The organism is Natrinema pellirubrum DSM 15624 (assembly GCF_000230735.2).
Taxonomy (GTDB): Archaea; Halobacteriota; Halobacteria; order Halobacteriales; family Natrialbaceae; genus Natrinema; species Natrinema pellirubrum.
In genome coordinates, this window is the sequence record NC_019962.1 from 2,944,108 (window position 1) to 2,960,153 (window position 16,046).

General features: G+C 66.5%; 15 protein-coding genes. 10 read left to right on the top strand and 5 right to left on the bottom strand.

Annotated elements, in window-relative coordinates; translation table 11 throughout:
* The first annotated feature begins 20 nt into the window (after positions 1-20).
* Positions 21-1,073: a type IV pilin gene (locus tag NATPE_RS14205; RefSeq protein ID WP_006181209.1), complete on the top strand. Its 1,053-nt coding sequence runs from the start codon at positions 21-23 to the stop codon at positions 1,071-1,073.
* Between the two features lie 13 nt (positions 1,074-1,086).
* Here the strand turns inward: NATPE_RS14205 and NATPE_RS14210 are convergent, their stop codons facing one another.
* Positions 1,087-1,824, bottom strand: a complete 738-nt coding sequence (locus tag NATPE_RS14210) for an NAD(P)/FAD-dependent oxidoreductase (protein ID WP_006181210.1) — start codon at positions 1,822-1,824, stop codon at positions 1,087-1,089.
* A 183-nt stretch (positions 1,825-2,007) separates the two neighbouring features.
* Here NATPE_RS14210 and NATPE_RS14215 point away from each other — a divergent pair, with 183 nt between their 5' ends.
* The 3 genes from NATPE_RS14215 (at position 2,008) to trkA (ending at position 5,255) form a co-directional block, all read left to right on the top strand.
* Entirely contained in the window at positions 2,008-3,207 is a 1,200-nt protein-coding gene (locus NATPE_RS14215) for a M48 family metalloprotease (RefSeq protein WP_006181212.1), read from the top strand.
* A 73-nt stretch (positions 3,208-3,280) separates the two neighbouring features.
* A complete protein-coding gene (locus NATPE_RS14220; RefSeq protein ID WP_006181213.1) occupies positions 3,281-3,802 on the top strand; it encodes an SRPBCC family protein in 522 nt (173 codons plus the stop codon).
* Positions 3,803-3,917: 115 nt separating this feature from the next.
* Positions 3,918-5,255, top strand: coding sequence for a Trk system potassium transporter TrkA (gene trkA / locus NATPE_RS14225; RefSeq protein ID WP_006181214.1), 1,338 nt, complete (start codon positions 3,918-3,920; stop codon positions 5,253-5,255).
* 4 nt (positions 5,256-5,259) lie between these two features.
* On the opposite strand, the gene NATPE_RS14230 is transcribed toward trkA, so the two are convergent.
* On the bottom strand, positions 5,260-6,327 hold the full coding sequence (locus NATPE_RS14230; protein ID WP_006181215.1) for an NAD(P)/FAD-dependent oxidoreductase: 1,068 nt from the start codon (positions 6,325-6,327) through the stop codon (positions 5,260-5,262).
* Between the two features lie 198 nt (positions 6,328-6,525).
* On the opposite strand from NATPE_RS14230, the gene NATPE_RS14235 reads away from it, so the two are divergent.
* The 6 genes from NATPE_RS14235 to NATPE_RS14260 all read left to right on the top strand — a co-directional run bounded on the left by NATPE_RS14235 (position 6,526) and on the right by NATPE_RS14260 (position 12,139).
* Positions 6,526-7,296 carry a prephenate dehydrogenase/arogenate dehydrogenase family protein gene (locus tag NATPE_RS14235; RefSeq protein ID WP_006181216.1) on the top strand — a complete coding sequence of 257 codons (771 nt, stop codon included), beginning with the start codon at positions 6,526-6,528 and terminating at the stop codon, positions 7,294-7,296.
* The gene (locus NATPE_RS14240) at positions 7,289-8,836 is read left to right on the top strand and encodes a small ribosomal subunit Rsm22 family protein (RefSeq protein WP_006181217.1); all 1,548 of its coding nucleotides are present in this window, start codon (positions 7,289-7,291) and stop codon (positions 8,834-8,836) included. Before NATPE_RS14235 ends, NATPE_RS14240 begins: the two co-directional genes overlap by 8 nt.
* A gap of 51 nt (positions 8,837-8,887) precedes the next feature.
* Entirely contained in the window at positions 8,888-9,694 is an 807-nt protein-coding gene (gene surE, locus NATPE_RS14245; RefSeq protein ID WP_006181219.1) for a 5'/3'-nucleotidase SurE, read from the top strand.
* 297 nt (positions 9,695-9,991) lie between these two features.
* Positions 9,992-10,384 carry a helix-turn-helix transcriptional regulator gene (locus NATPE_RS14250; RefSeq protein ID WP_006181220.1) on the top strand — a complete coding sequence of 131 codons (393 nt, stop codon included), beginning with the start codon at positions 9,992-9,994 and terminating at the stop codon, positions 10,382-10,384.
* Positions 10,385-10,635: 251 nt separating this feature from the next.
* Positions 10,636-10,821 carry a hypothetical protein gene (locus NATPE_RS14255; RefSeq protein ID WP_015299159.1) on the top strand — a complete coding sequence of 62 codons (186 nt, stop codon included), beginning with the start codon at positions 10,636-10,638 and terminating at the stop codon, positions 10,819-10,821.
* A 391-nt stretch (positions 10,822-11,212) separates the two neighbouring features.
* Positions 11,213-12,139, top strand: a complete 927-nt coding sequence (locus tag NATPE_RS14260; RefSeq protein WP_015299160.1) for a carboxypeptidase regulatory-like domain-containing protein — start codon at positions 11,213-11,215, stop codon at positions 12,137-12,139.
* Positions 12,140-12,650: 511 nt separating this feature from the next.
* Here the strand turns inward: NATPE_RS14260 and glmS are convergent.
* The 3 genes from glmS to NATPE_RS14270 all read right to left on the bottom strand — a co-directional run bounded on the left by glmS (position 12,651) and on the right by NATPE_RS14270 (position 15,770).
* Entirely contained in the window at positions 12,651-14,459 is a 1,809-nt protein-coding gene (gene glmS, locus NATPE_RS14265) for a glutamine--fructose-6-phosphate transaminase (isomerizing) (RefSeq protein WP_006181223.1), read from the bottom strand.
* Positions 14,459-14,602 carry a hypothetical protein gene (locus NATPE_RS22355; RefSeq protein WP_157557357.1) on the bottom strand — a complete coding sequence of 48 codons (144 nt, stop codon included), beginning with the start codon at positions 14,600-14,602 and terminating at the stop codon, positions 14,459-14,461. The genes glmS and NATPE_RS22355 overlap by 1 nt, the downstream gene beginning before the upstream one ends.
* 535 nt (positions 14,603-15,137) lie before the next feature.
* Entirely contained in the window at positions 15,138-15,770 is a 633-nt protein-coding gene (locus NATPE_RS14270; protein WP_006181224.1) for a helix-turn-helix transcriptional regulator, read from the bottom strand.
* Positions 15,771-16,046 lie beyond the last annotated feature (276 nt).

Below are 16,046 nucleotides of genomic sequence, written 5' to 3' on the forward strand. Positions count from 1 at the left end.
TGTGATAGTAAGTACATCCAATGAATTTGCGTCGCTCGTCTCGCGACGACCGGGGCGTCTCGGTCGTGGTCGGGACCGTCCTCCTGATCGGGATGATCACGATGGCGATGGCAGTTCTCGGCGCGGCCGTTCTGAGTACCGATCTCGTCGACAGCCCCCCTCGAGCGGAGTTCGTCTATCAAGAGGATGGTAACGGGACCGTCGCGATCGGCTTGACTGACGTACAGAAACTGACCGCCGACGGCACGGAGATCAAACTCGAGGGCGAGGGCAGTTGCGGGATGTGGGGCAGTGGCGGTGATCTCGAGGAAGGGGCTGTGACGACCGTGGAGGATGGTGATTGTCCGGACAGCCTCGAGGAGGGTGACGTGATTCAGATAATCGGTGCCGAAACGTTGATCGACACCTACGAACTGCGGGGTGTCTCAGGTGCTACGTATGGTGCCGACTGTACGGACGAAATCGACGAAAAAATCGATGACGGCGATCCAATCGTGATTCAAGATGGCGAAGTCGTCGAATGTGATCTCACCGATGGTGATGATCGGATTGACAGTCCAGTGACGGTTAGAGATGGTGGAGAACTAATCGGAAACATAAGTACAACCGATGAAATAAAAATAGATGACGGGACCGTCGATGGCTACGTAAATAGTTCGAAGAACTTCCAGTTGAAGGACTCCTCGACTATTGGTGGGAGCGTCCGCCTTACGGGTGGCGGCAGTGATCTAACCGTAGAAGGTGGAACTGATGTTGGGGGATCGATTACTACGACCGATAACGATCTCAATATTGTGATCGATAATACTGGTAGTACTATTGGGAGTGATATCACCAGTGATGGCAGCGTTACTGTCAAAAGTGATCATAATATCCAGGGATCCATCACTGCTACCGACGATATTACTCTTAACGATGGCTCAAAGGTTGACGACGACGTCGACGCTGGCGATAATGACGTAACACTCAAAGACACATCAATAATTCAGGGCAACGTCACTGATGCGGATTTTGTCGACTGTAAGGGCTCCTCAGATGTCAAAGGGTCGATCAATGCAGATACCAATTGTTGATCGGCTACGGGCGCTACTCCCGATCGACGCTCGGGTGCATCGTCGGCGCCTCGTCTAACGGCTCTTCGAACGCCTCGAGCATCCGCGCCCTAGCCTGCTCGTCCCGTCGCCGCCGTTCGTCGTCGTCGATCTCCTCACAGCCGGGCGGCACCTCGCGGCCGCGACCGGTGAAATAGCCCTCGGGGGTGACCCAGTCGTGGTAGAAGTTCGCGTCGGAGTCGTGGACGGCGGCGAGGCCGACCTTCGCGCCGTGGCCGGCCGCGACGATCGCCTGATGGGGTTCCTCGGCCAGCCGGCCCGCGGCGTAGACGCCGTCGACGGCCGTCCGCCCGGCTGCATCGGTGCTGACGAAGTGCTTGCTCCCTCGCTGGATGCGACCCACGTCCAGCGGCACGAGATAGTCACTGTCCGACCACGAGGCCGCGATCACCCGGCGGGCCTCGAGCGGCTCGCCACCCTCGGTCTCGAGAGTGAAGCCCGCCTCGAGGTCCGTCTCGGCTACTGGTTCCGCACGCGTTACGCGCCCGAGTTCGAACTCGGCACCGGCGGTGCGGGCCTGCTCGCGGCTCAGTTGCAGGTAGCGCCGGGCGTCGACCCCGTCGGGAAAACCGGGATAGTTCTCGAGGCTGGCGTTGCGCGCGAGGATCGACTCGCCACCGTCGACGACGAGCGTGTCGAGTCCCGCGCGGGCGGTGAAGATCGAAGCGGCGAGGCCGGCGACGCCCCCGCCGACGATACAGACGTCTCGCATGGCAGTCCGTTGACTCGGCAGTGTATAGAAGGTTGCCGTCGACCGCAACGCCGGACGAGGACCGGTCTCGGCGTTCGAGACCCGCTCGGCTCGAGTCACGTGGGGACCGCGGAACGCTGTGGCTCGACCCTCGTCATGTGGCCCACCCAACAGTATTTTGAGCCGAACCGGTGAAGGTCCGGTATGTTCGTCGCCGCCGCCTTCCTGATCGGACTCGCGGTGGTTCCGTTTCTCGTCTTTCGCGCGTATGCGACTCGAGTCGAGGCGTCGGACGAACCAATCGAGGACCGACTCCACCGCCTCAACCGCGCCCAGCAGGTCGGCGGGTTCACCCTCCCGGTCGCAGCGATCATCGAGCTGTACGCGCTCGAGTTGAGCGAGCGAGCGCTCGCTGCGGTCGGCGCTAGCGGCCCCGAGATCGCCGGTCTGGCCGTCCTCGAGTTCGGCGCGATCGTGCTGGTCTCGTTCGGGGTCGTGACGCTGCCGCTCGTGGGGATGGCGCTTGGCACCTACCCGACGGTGCGCTCGCTCCGGGACACGTCGGCGTCGCTGTGGCGGGTCGTCAAGGGCATCCTCGCGGTGATGGGAATCACCGCCGTCTCCGTCGGGGTCGCACTGGCGGGCTTTTTCGCGATCCAGTCGGTCTTCGGCTCGTCGCTGCCGGTCCTGATCGGCGGGCTCGGGACCGTCATCTTCGTCGGCTTCGGTCTCTCGCCGTACCTGATCGTGATTTTTCAGGACCGGGTCCCGCTCGAGGACCAGCGCCGCGAACGGGTCGACCGTCTCTGTGCGGACCTGGGCTATCGGCCCCGCGGACTCTTCCTGCTCGAGGGGGAGTCGACCAAGACCGCGAACGCTCTCGTTGCGGGCACCGTTCCCGGCCTGCGGTACGTCTTCCTGACCGACTACCTGCTGGCCGAGTGTGACGACGACGAACTGTGCGCGATCCTCGCTCACGAGTTCGGCCACGTCGCGGGCCGGCACCTCTGGCAGCGCGGGCTGTTGACCGTCGCCGTCTTCGGCGCGTGGATCGCCGGTGCCGAGTTCGTCGGCTTCGGCGCGCTCGAGGAAGCGCTTGGCTTCCTCGGCTTCTTCCTGCCGTTCATGGGGCTCTACGCTGTCTATCACGTCGTCTTGCTGGGCGGGCTCGCACGCTGGCAGGAGTTCCGGGCCGACGCCTACGCCGCCCGACGTGTCGGCCACGAGGCGATGGTCGCGGCCCTCGAGCGCCTCGCGGACGCGAACGACACGCGCCGCGAGGCGGGGCTGCTCTACAGTCTGGCGACCCATCACCCGCCGATCAGCGACCGGATCGAGGCGGTCCGCGACTGGATCGAGGCGACCGGCGACGCCCGCGGGAGCGAGACGCCTTCAGGCGGCTGACAGCGGCGCGCGCTCGCGCCAACGGCGTCGATCGGATGGCAATCCTTACTTTCGAACCCGTCGTACGGCCGCCGTGGACCGAATTCTCCTCAGCACGCTCGCCCATCGGTCGCCCGAGGAGGTCTTTCCGTACGTCCGCTCGTTCACCGAGTACCCGCGGTACACGGACCACCTGAAGGAGGTCCGCGTCAACGGCGACGGCGGCGTCGGCTCCGTCTACGACCTCGAGTTGGCGTGGTGGAAGCTCAGCTACACGGCTCGCTCGCGGGTGACCGACATCTCGGCCCCGACGTCGCTCACGTGGCAACTCGTCAACCACCTCGACGCCCGCGGGGAGTGGCGCGTCGAACCCGAGCCGGAGTCGGCACCGCCGGACGTCGAGACGGCAAGCCGGATCTACTTCGAGGCCGTCTACGACCCACACTCGGCCAACGAGGACGCCATCTCGCTGCCCAGACTCGTCTCGCTGGACTGGGTCGTCCGGAAGGTCGAGCCGAAACTGCTCAACGAGGCCCGAACGGTCGTCGAGCGGCTGGTCGCGGACATCGAGGGTCGGCCGCGGGACGTCGAACTGACCGTCCACGAGATGCCCTGAATCGATCAGCGTCGCTCGCTCGAGGAGCAGGCCAAACCCACTTCCGCGCCGCTGTCGACAGTCCGGACATGAACGCTGGCAGCGCCGGCTCGAGTCCGCGGGAGGTGAGGCGTCGGTGCGCGTGATCGTCGTCGGTGCGGGCGAAGTGGGCTCGAACATCGCGGCGGGCCTCGACGAGGATCACCACGTCGTGGTCATCGATCGGGACTCGGAGCGGGTCGAGGAGGTCACCTACTCCCACGACGTGTTGGCGATCCGTGGCGACGGGACCGCGATCGAGACGCTCCGTGAGGCCGACGTCGCGGACGCGGACCTGGTCATCGCCAGTACGGACGTCGACGAGACGAACATCGTCGTCTGCGGAGCGGCCAAAGCGGTCGGCGACCCGTTTACGATCGCCCGCGTCAGGCAGACGAACCTGCTTCGCACCTGGGAGGAATCGATGGGGGCTTTCGGTGTGGATTTCATGGTCTGTACGGACCTCCAGACCGCCGAGACGATCGTCCGGATCGCCGGGCTGCCGGGCGCACACGATGTCGAGACGTTCGCCGGCGGACTCGTCCGGATGGCCGAGTTCGAAATCGGCCCGGAGAGCCCGATCGCCGGCGAGACCGTCTCGGCGGCCGACCGGTTCGAGTCGCTGACGTTCGTGGCCCTGTTGCGCGAGGACGAGGTCGTCGTGCCTCGGGGTGAGACGGTCATTAGGACCGGCGACGCGGCGGTCGTGATCGGCTCCGGGGAGAGCGTCCGGTCGTTCGCGAGTGCGCTGACGCCGGCACCGACCCTCGAGGACGCCCGTGAGGTCGTCATCGTCGGCGGGACGGAGATCGGCTACCAGACCGCACGGTTGTTCGAGGCCGAGGGGGTCGAGTCGCGACTGATCGAACGCGACCCCGGGCGGGCGCGGGAACTAGCCGAGCGTCTGCCGGACACGCTCGTGTTGGAAAGCGACGCGACGGACATCGACTTCCTCGTCCGGGAACACGTCGACGAGTCCGATATCGTGGTCGCCGCCCTCGAAAGCGACGAGCGGAACCTGCTCGTCTCCCTGCTTGCCAAGCGGATCGGCGTCGAGCGGACGATCGGGGTCGTCGAGTCCGCCGCGTACGTCGACCTCTTCGAGACGGTCGGGATCGATGTCGGGGTCAACCCGCGGCTGGTCACCTCCGAGGAGATCACCCGGTTCACCCGCGAGCAGCGGACCGAAAACGTCGCCATGCTCGAGTCCGATCGCGCGGAGGTCCTCGAGATCGAGATCGATGCCGACAGCGTTCTCTTCGAACGCTCGATCCAGTCGGCGATGGCCGACCTGCCCGACGGGGTGGTCGTCGGCGCGATCAGCCGCGCTGGTGAACTGATAACGCCCCGCGGCGAGACGGTCGTCGAGGGCGGCGATCACGTGGTCTTGTTCGTCGAGACCGCAGTGTTGAACGCGGTCGCCGGGGCGTTGTGACCGATTACCGGCGGTCGGCGACGCGCTCGGCGACCTCGAGGCCGTTGCGCAACGCCGCGTGCAGTCGGGCCTCGCCGGCGACCCAATCGCCGAGACAGTAGAGGCCGTCGGCCTCGGCCAGTTGGAGCGGATCGCGGGCGACGCCGTCCTCGGGGAGGGCGTATCGCCAGCCCTGATGGTCGGTCCAGTCTGGCTCGCGCAGACGCTCGTCGTCGAGCAGGTCGGCGGTCAGGGCCGCCAGTTCGGTCAGGTTCTCCGCCGGTGGTTCGTCGTAGCGGTCGACCGACCACTCGTGGTTGGCCTGGACGACCAGCAGCGACTCGCCGTCGGGGACGTGGCCGGGCTTGCACTCCTCGCGGGCGACCCAGCCCACCTCGTGGGCCTTGTCCGTGTTGACCAGTGCGTAGTAGGGCGTCTCGAGTTCGAAGGGGTAGTGAAAGATCCCGGTCCAGATCGTCCGGAAGGGGACGGCGTCGATGGCATCGACGAGGCGGCCCCGAACGTCGCTCTCCCAGTCGGCCGACAGCAGCAGTTCGGCGGTCTGTGGCGCTGGCGGGTTCAACAGGAGGACGTCGAACGGCCCCCACCGCCGGCCGTCGGCGTCCTCGAGATGCCAGACGCCCGCCGTCTCGCCGGAACCCCGACCACCGTCGCCGTCCCGAATCACCCGTTCGACCCGCGTCTCCCGGTGGACCGTCGCGTCGCTACGGGCGAACAGCCGCTTGGCGATCTGGGTCAGTCCCTGCCGGTACGTCCACTTGTGATCGTCGCGGTCCTCGCCCGGCGATACCTCGCCGTCGACGGCGAAGGTCCAGACAGGCTCCTCGATATCAACCAGTCCGTGAGTGTCGAGGGTTTCGGTCAGCAAATCGACGACTCGATCGTCGTCGGACTTGACGTAATTCGCACCATAGTCGTAGACCGTCCCGTCGCGGCGTCTGGTCGCGGCCCGCCCGCAGACCCCGCGGGACTTCTCGAGTACCGTTACGTCGGCGTCCGGTGCCGTTCGCTCGAGCGCGTTGGTCGCGGCCGCTGCGCCGGCACCCGCACCGACGATTCCGATCCGTGTCATGCTCGACCTTCGGTGGCGCGGCCTCAAGTAGCTCGGCCCAAACAACGACAACCGGACGGGTGAACTATCGCTACCGGATGCCGCCGATCGGGGTCGGGCCGTCACGGCGAGTGTGTTTCGGGCAGCCGCCCGTCGCGGTCAGTCACGGAATCGGACGGATCGAACGGCTTTTGCAACGTCGGGGGGTAGGAGCGGGCGATGGACGTACTGATCGTCGGCGCGGGGTCGATGGGGTCGTGGTTCGGGGCGGCGATCGACGCCCGGATCGCGTTCGCCGACGTCGACGACGACGCCGCGGCGGCCGCGGCCGAGACGGTCGGCGGTGAGGTCGCCGACCTCGAGGGCGACCGGACCTACGACGCCGTCTGTCTCGCGGTGCCGATGACGACGGTCGCCGACGCGATCGCCGCCCAGGCCGAGCGGGCCGAGCGAGCGATCGTCGACGTTTCGGGCGTCATGCAACCCGCGCTCGCGGCGATGGAGCGACACGCACCCGACCGCGAACGGGCGAGCCTGCATCCGCTCTTCGCCCCCGAACGGGCTCCCGGCTCGATCGCCGTCGTCCGCGAGCAGTCGGGGCCGGTCACCGACGAGTTGCTGGCCGGGCTCGCGGCCCGGGGCAACGACTTGGTCGAGACGACGGCGACCGAACACGACGACGCCATGGAGACGGTCCAGGCGGCGACCCACGCTGCGGTGCTTTCGTTCGCGCTCGCGGCGGAGCCGGTCCCCGAGGGGTTCGAGACGCCGATCTACGAGGAACTGGGGCGACTCGCCAGACAGGTGACCGCGGGAACGCCGCGGGTCTATGCGGACATTCAGGCGACGTTCGACGGTGCGGACGCGGTCGCCGACGCCGCCGCCGCGGTCGCCGACGCCGACGCCGACGAACTCGCCGCCCTCTACCGGGAGGCGGCGGCGAACTGGCACGGAGCAAGCGATACCCGGAACGAGTCCGAGAATGAGTGACCAACGCGAGGCCGTCCGATCGAACGCGAAGTATCTGCGCAACGTCCGACCGATCGATCCCGACGAGATCTGTGACTACGTCGAGGGCACCCCCCATCCCGCGGTGGTCCGGCAACTCCTCAGGGAGGAGGCCGCCGACCTCGGGCTGATCGAGCGCGACGACGGCACCTTCGTCCCGGTCGCGGACGAGCCGGTCCGACCCCGTCGCGGTCCGGTCGAGCGATTCCCCGCCGCTTACGAACGCCGCCTCGAGGACCTGCTGGCGGATCGCTACGGACCGAACTGGTTCGAGGGTGCCTCGGGTGACTTGCTGCGGTCGACGATTCGGCGGTTCAAGGCCGACTACCTCGAGGGCCGATCGGTCGAGTACGACGACGACGCCGCGGCCGGCTACGCGATCTATCACCTGCCGGCCTACTACGCGGCGGTGCAGTACGCGCTCGACGACCTCGCCGACCGGGGGCTGCTGGGTCGTGACCTCCGCGTCCTCGATATCGGCGCGGGGGTCGGCGGCCCCGCGCTCGGGCTCTGTGACTATTTGCCCGACGACGCCCTGGTCGACTACCACGCGGTCGAACCCAGCGCCGCCGCGGACGTCCTCGCGGATCTGCTCTCGGAGACCGACCGGAACGTCCACCCGACGATCCACCGGACCACTGCCGAGGAATTCGACCCCGCGGCGGCCGCCGACGGCGAGGGATCGGCCGGCTTCGATCCGACCGCGCCCGACGACGGGTTCGACCTCGTGCTGGCCTGTAACGTCCTGAGCGAACTCGAGGACCCCGTCGCCGTCGCACGATCGGCCCTCGAGACGCTTGCGCCCGAGGGGACCCTCCTCGCGATGGCCCCCGCGGACAAGAACACGAGCGTCGGCCTGCGCGAGGTCGAACGCGAACTCGAGGGCGAGCGGCTCTGGGAGCGCGACGCGGTCGCGGTGGGCACGGACGACGGGGACGAGAACGGCGACGACCCGGCGGACTACCGGCGCGGCTCGGTGACGGTCTACGGTCCCACCGTTCGGCTCTGGCCCGGCGAGACGCCGTCGGATCGCGGCTGGTCGTTCGACGTCCGGCCCGACCTCGAGACCCCGTCGTTCCAGCGACGACTCGACGAGGCGACGCCGGCCGACGACGCCGACCACGCCCCCGGCGAGTTCGAGAACGTCGATGTCCAGTTCTCTTACTCGCTGTTGCGCGTCGACGGCCGTCGGCGGACCGACATGGCGTTGGACACCGACGAGTGGGCGAAGATGGCCGAGATGGAACGCCACGTCACCGAGCGGATCGATCTGGTGGCAGCGAAGCTCAGCCGCTCGCTCTCCGACGAGGGAGCCAACCCGCTTTTCAAGATCAGCGACGGTAGCGAAGACACCGACCACTACGCCGTCGTCACGAACGAGACCGCCCTCAACCGGGACCTGCTCGAGGCCGACTACGGCGAACTCTGTTCGTTCGAGGGGGCCCTCGCGCTGTGGAACGACGACGAGAGCGCGTACAACCTGGTCGTCGACGAGGAGACGATCGTCGACCGGATCGCCTGAGCCGTCGCCGGAAGCGGTGGGCTTTTCGCGTCGCCGTCCAACGGGAGCGATATGAGCGACGACCTCGAGATCCTGTTGACCAACGACGACGGGATCGACAGTACCGGCATCAGGGCGCTGTACGACGCCCTCTCGGAGCGCGCCAACGTGACCGTCGTCGCCCCGGCCGACGACCGCAGCGCCTGCGGTCGCTCGCTCTCCCACGAGGTCGAGGTCGACGAGCGCGAGTTGGGGTATGCGGTCCACGGGACGCCGGCGGACTGCGTCGTCGCAGGGCTGGCCGAACTCGGCCCCGTCCCCGATCTGGTCGTCGCGGGCTGTAACAAGGGCGCGAACCTCGGCGAGTACGTCCTCGGCCGATCGGGAACGATCAGCGCCGCCGTCGAGGCCGCGTTCTTCGACGTGCCGGCGATTGCCACCTCGATGTACGTCCCCGCCGCCGGCACCTCGCTGGCCGAGACCGACCTGACCGCTGCCGACTACGCCGAGGCGACCCGCGTGACGAGCTATCTGGCCGAGCACGCCCTCGGTGCCGGCGTCTTCGACCACGCCGCGTACCTCAACGTCAACGTTCCGGTGGCCGACGGCGACCCCGCCCCCATCGAGATCACCCGCCCCTCGAAACGCTACGAGATGGACGCCGAACGCAACGGCGCACACGTCACCCTCAAGGACCGCGTCTGGGAGGACATGAACCCCGAATCGTTGCCGGACCCCGAGGGGACCGATCGCCGGGCCGTCGTCGAGGGCCGCATCAGCGTCTCGCCGCTGACGGCACCCCACTCGACGAACGGTCACGAGGCGCTCGACGCGCTCGCCGAGACGTACCTCGAGACCGTCCGTTCGACCGACCGCTGAGGCGGTCCCGCGGTTTCGACCCTGCGTCCGACTCGAGGTGGGAGACAGGGTGAACTACCGCCCTCTCGGCCGGCTGGGACGTATCCGCGATCCGTCGGATCGCGTGAGTCGGCAAGCCTGTCGGTCGCTGAAAGTGATAACTGACTTGCGGGTCGCAAGGCCGTCGCTATTCGCCGACGGTCCCGTCACGATAGTCATACCGTAACCGACCGCGTACACCAATGTCATCCACAAAACATAAAATCAAGGTAGGTGGGCGTTCAAGCTGTGGTAGTCCCAGCGGAGCGTGATCAACACATGGTATTCAACACACTCTGGACGCGGCTTTCCTCTCTCTGGAGCGGATCGGCCGACGAGGCCCAATCGGACGAGTCCGCGGCGGCGACCGAGGAACCGGACGACGACCCCGACGACGAAACGTTGAGCTACGCCGAAGAGATCGAGTACGGCGTCGACGAAGGCGAACTCCCCGACGAGGACAAGATCCTCAGACTGCTCGTCAAACGCGGCGGCCGCGTCGATCAATCGACCGTTCGCGAGGAGACCGGGTGGGCACAGGACCGCCTCGAGGACGTCATCGATCGGATGGAAGACGACGACCAGATCAGCGCGATCACCGTCGGTCGCAAGCGTGTGATCTGCCGGCGCGGGTTCGAACCCAACGGGTATCGATCGCATCTCAACGAGTAGGAACGCGTTCCCAGCCGTCATGTCCGCCGTCCCCTGCCCCGAATCACTCCCCATTGGCCCGGTGGTCGCTGCCGGCCACGACTCGCCGACCGGTATCCCACTATGGGTCTCGGACGCAGCCTCCGATTCGCTGATCGAGGCGAGCAGAAACGCCGTCTATCGCGGCTGAACTGCCCCGGTCGCGCCGCTCGTTTTGGCCGGCGATGGAGTAGAAACTTTCATTCAGTTTGTTTGCAAACTCACCCTCGGGGATGGCACACAGAGACGACGTGACACGGGTGCTTGCGACGTGTACAGCGTGTAACTCCGTCTACGCAGCACGGCAGTGGCCGGACGGTGAAATCAAGATTATCGGGCAAGACAGGTGTTCTTGCGGCTCGACCGACTTCGAACTCGTCGACGATTCGGCGGACGGAACGGAGAGCGACGCCGGCTAAGATCCGGGCGGCCGATCACGCATGCGGTGGCACCGACGAACGAATCGGAAGCAACGCGGATCGGCACGGCTCACCCCGCCCTCCTCGTCGGGGGCGAGATGGTACCGTTCCGCCTCGTTCGACTACCGGGTAGCCGCTCACCGTGTCGACCTCGAGGCGATGAGACAGCACTGTCGGAACCGCCGAAGCAGCGGCGAACCGACCGGTTGTTCGGACTGGAACGGACTTATGGACCGTATAGTGAACCGGTAGACGGTGAACTGTCGGGTAATGATATCTCGAATACCAGTCTCGGACGAACAGCAGTGCCGACGTTCCTCGAGCGGGACAGTCGGCGAGTCGAGGAGTGTGTAATGCAACACCCAGCAGCGTCTTCCCCCGTTCACCGATAATGCGCCGTAATGCCCGAGAAAACCGGACGGAAACCCGATCGATTCAACGCAGCGTCCAGATTTTGCTCACCGTCACCGGCATCGTCTTCCTGTTGGCCGGGCTGGCACTCGCCGCAAGCGGTGCCTCAGTTAGCAGCGCCATCGGGTCGGTCAGTGACAGCGTGGACGGGTTCGACCAGCCGACCGACGGCGGTGGCAACCCATCGGATGACGACACGGCAAGCGGCGACGGCGACAGCGACGACGAGTCCGACGAGACCAGCGACGGAAACGGCGAGACGGAAAGCGGTAACAGTAGCGACGGTGGAGCGGACACCGGGAGCGACAACGAAACCGATGCCAGCGACGATCTCCGTCCGCTGACGACGGTCGTCGAGAATCGGAGCGGGGAGCCGATCGATACCGCCACCGTCACCGTCGACACCGGACCGGACTCGAGCGAGCAGGAGTCGGTCAACGGAAGCGGGGAAGCCGAGTTCTCGCTCGCGGACGGCGAGTACACGGTGACCGCGAACGCCGACGGATACCGGCCCTCGAACGAGACCGTCGGGGTCGACGGCGATGCCGTGACGAAGACGTTGACACTCGACCAACGAACCACCGGCGACGATAGCAATAGTAGCGGCACTGACGACGACGATAGCGAGACCGAGGGTCACACGCTGTCAGTGGCCGTCGAAGACGAGAACGGCGATGCGATCGATAACGCGACCGTGCAACTCGAGGAGGACGCCGGGTTCCTAACCACCGGCGAAACCGACGAGAAAGACGTCGGCGACGACGGGACGGTCGAGTTCACGGCCCTCGAGGACGGCGAGTATACGGTGACTGCGTCGGCGGACGGCTTCGAGCAAACGGCACGAGACGTCGAGATCGACGGCTCGGACGACGAGATTACACTGACGCTCGCGTCGAACGACGGGTAATCGAATCGGCTGCCGGTCTCGGTGTGTCACGCGGGGTCGGCTCTCTTGTTTCGGTTCCGGCTCGTTGCGCTCGAGTCCGGTGATCGACCGAATCGGTCGGCGTCTTCTTGATCCCCGTCGAGCCACTGTGTGTCCGCCGCGTTCGCGTCTCGAATCTGGCGACGGGATCGAGTACGACAGTCCGAGTGAGCGACCGCGCCGACACCGCCGCCTCGAGTGGACGCGTTAGCCACGTGCATCTTTCGCCGGCTCGGACAGGACGATGACCTGGGCCCGATTCAGGTGGCGGTCGATGTCGCTTCGCTGGTACCGAGTCGCCGCGCCGGTGACGGTGCTGCTTCACCGGCCGAAGCCAACGGTCGGCGTTCCGCGATTCCGTGTGCGACTCGAGTCGGGCCGTCGCGTCCGTCCCTCAGTCCCATCGTTCCGTCGCCGCACTGCTAGAGACGGTTCTCGGTTTGGACCGGGTATCGAACAGCGCGCAAAAGGTGTTAACGACCGCGCGAGACGGTCACTCGACCGTCACGCTCTTCGCGAGGTTCCGCGGTTTGTCGATCGGGCGGTCGAGCTGTGTCGCGGCGTGATAGGAGAGCAGTTGTAACTGGACGTTCGCGAGCAGCCCCGTCCAGACGGGGTGAGTATCGGGAACCGACAGGTGGGCGTCGGCGATGTCGACGAGGGGATGGTCGTCCGGTCCGACGGCGACGATCGGCGCGCCGCGGGACTTGGCCTCGATCGCGTTCGTCTTCGTCTTCCCGTCGGCATCGCCGGTCGCGACCGCGAACACCGGGGTCTTCTCGGTCACGAGCGCGAGCGGGCCGTGTTTGAGTTCCCCAGCAGCGAACCCCTCCGCGTGTTCGTAGGTGATCTCCTTGAACTTCAGCGCCCCCTCGAGCGCGACCGAATGGGCGGGGCCGTTCCCGATGAAGAAGAACGACTCGCTGTCGATGGTGTCCGCGGCGAGGGGTTCGGCCTCGCTCGTCTCCAGGACGGTCTCGACCTGCTGGGGGAGGTCCGCGAGCGCCTCGAGCATCGCCGCTCGATCGTCGGCGGCGGTCGCCGTCGGGACGTCGCCGGCGATGCGCTGACTGAGCATGGCGAGCGTGACCGCCTGCGAGGAGTAGGTCTTCGTCGCCGCGACGCCGACCTCCGGGCCGGCACGGATGTAGACCGCGTCGTCGGCTTCACGCGCGGCCGTCGACCCGACGACGTTGGTGACGGCGAGCGTCCGCGCGCCTCGGTTGGCTGCCGTCCGAACGGCATCGAGGGTGTCGGCGGTCTCGCCACTCTGGGTGACCGCGACGGCGAGCGTGTTCTCGTCGACCGGCCCCGACGTGGACTCGTACTCGCTCGCACGCAGGACCTCGGTTCGAATCCCGGCCTCGCGCACCAGTTGGCCGCCGTACATCGCGGCGTGATAGGACGTCCCGCAGGCGACGAACTGGACGCACTCGACGTCCTCGAACGAGCCGGCCGGGAGGTCCTCGAAGGCGACGTCGCCGTCCTTGATCCGGCCCTCGATCGTGTTCGCGAGGGCCGTCGGCTGCGTGTGGATCTCCTTGCGCATGTAGTGGTCGTACTCGCCTTTCCCCGCGTCCTCCGGATCCCAGTCGACGGTGTCGACGGCCCGCTCGACCGGATTGCCGTCGAGATCGGTTATCCGGTAGGCGTCCGGATCGAGGACGACGAGATCACCGTCCTCGAGGTAGATCACGTCCTCGGTGCGCTCGAGAAACGCCGGGACGTCGCTGGCGAGGTACCACTCGTCGTCGTCGAGCCCGAGAACCAGTGGCGATCCCTTCCGCGCGGCGTAGACCGCCTCCTCTCCGTCGACGATGGCGGCGATCGCGTAGCTCCCCTCGAGGACGTCGACCGCCCGACGAACCGCTCGTTCGGTGTCGCCGGTCTCCGCCCGATACTCGTCGATGAGATGTGGGATGACTTCGGTGTCGGTGTCGCTCTCGAACTCGTGGCCGTCCGACCGGAGGGAGGCCTTGAGTTCCTCGTAGTTGTCGATGACGCCGTTGTGAACGACGGCGACGTCGCCCGCGGTGTCCGTGTGCGGGTGGGCGTTCTCGTCGGTCGGTGGCCCGTGCGTACTCCAGCGAGTGTGGCCGATCCCCATGTTCCCGTGTGGCTGGGTATCGAGCTTCGATTTGAGGCGGGATACCTCGCCGGAACACTTGTGTACCTTGACGCCGGACCCGTTCTGGACGGCGATCCCAGCCGAGTCGTAGCCCCTGTACTCGAGGTTCTCCAGGCCCGAGAGGAGCGGTTCCGCCGCGTTCCCGTGACCGATGCGCGCGATAATACCGCACATTAGCCGCTCACCCCCGTTCGTGCGACCGTCGGCGGCTGCACCGCACCACCCGGCCGGTGTGCACCGGCGTACTCGTCGAGCGGGACGGACGAATCGAGTCGGTTCGAGACCGCTGCCTTGCGTTCAGTCCTGTTCCGTGTCATTGGTATCTCCGGTCCGAGCCGCCCATCGCGGACGGTCGGGCTCCGTTTCCCCCGTGGACGATAGCGGCCATTACTATAGCACGAATAAGACGGTACCGCGAATACGACGCCGGCTATCGACTGTATAAGACGCGTTCGTCCGCCGCGTTCCGACCCCGCAGCCGATCCTGTTTCCCCTGTACGCAGCACGGACGACTGCTCGAGTCATCCCTGTCGTAGCAGGGATCGATCCGTCGCTCCCGCGGCTACTGTCGGCGACCAGCGGCGTCGCGCATCGACGGGGGACACGGTGCCTATCCGGAGCCGTGCCCGTCGACAGGGACAGCACATCGGAACGAAACGGCCGAACGGTGTCCCGATCGGCTTCGGCCGGCAGCAAATAGCAGCTTCGAGGTCGACTACGCGATCGAACGCCGTTACAGACGCCGATGACGGGGTTCGACGACGGCGGGAGCCACATCGCCGCCGCTCGTCGGTTCGGTGATGCCGGTCGTCGTCCGACCCGGACGACGGCGCTGACAGGAGTGACCGGCGCTCAGGCGGCCGGACTCTCGGCGTCGTCCGACTGCGTCTCGTTGCCGACCGGTCGCTCAGCGAAGACGATGACGTTCTCTCGTCCGAGCGACCGCTTCTCTATCGTCCCGTCGGCGTGCATTCGGGAACAGATCCTGCTCACCTTCGACTTCGACCAGCCGGTCTCCGCCGCGATCGTCCGCTGGCGAATGCGGCCGTCGTTCGCGATGAGCAATCGGACCACCGTCCCCTCGTCGCTCAGGAGCCTCGGTGGCGTTTCGGGCGAGAGATACGAGCCGGGTGGCTCGCGATCGGCAGTGGCTGCGTCGGACGGGTCGTCCGTCGCTCCCGTCGGATCCGTACCGAGCGCGAGCGACGGCAACTCGAGTTCGCGCTCCGACAGCGCGTCTGCAATACGAATCCCGACGAGGGCACTGATCAGCAGGGACAGAATCACGATCTGGGTAGCTTCCCAGAACGACGTCACGCGAAGCAGTTGGATCACGGCCAACGGTCCACCGGATCGACCGCCGACTCCGGGAGGGATCGCGTGTACGCCCTGGTGGGAGATCGATGTCGGGCCGGCGTCGATCGAGACGACGGTGTGAATCGATTCGAACCGGGCGCCGACACCGATCTGAGGATGGGAAACCATGAGTACGCGATTCTGTGACGGTCGGTGCGTGACCGAGTCCGATGGGGTGGACTCGCCGACCGCACCCGAGATCCGAGCCGTGGCCCCTTCATTATGAACCCATATGGGCGAGTTTAATAACGTTCTAAGCGCTCAGACGGCCGTTCAGGCTCGACCGGTCGATGCCGTCGACAACCCCGACACGGCCCGGTCTCACTCCCTCTCACGCTTGCAGTCGCTTAGCCGCGGTATAGTAAACCCCCGACAGCGACTTGCGGATTTTACGGCACGGCCCGC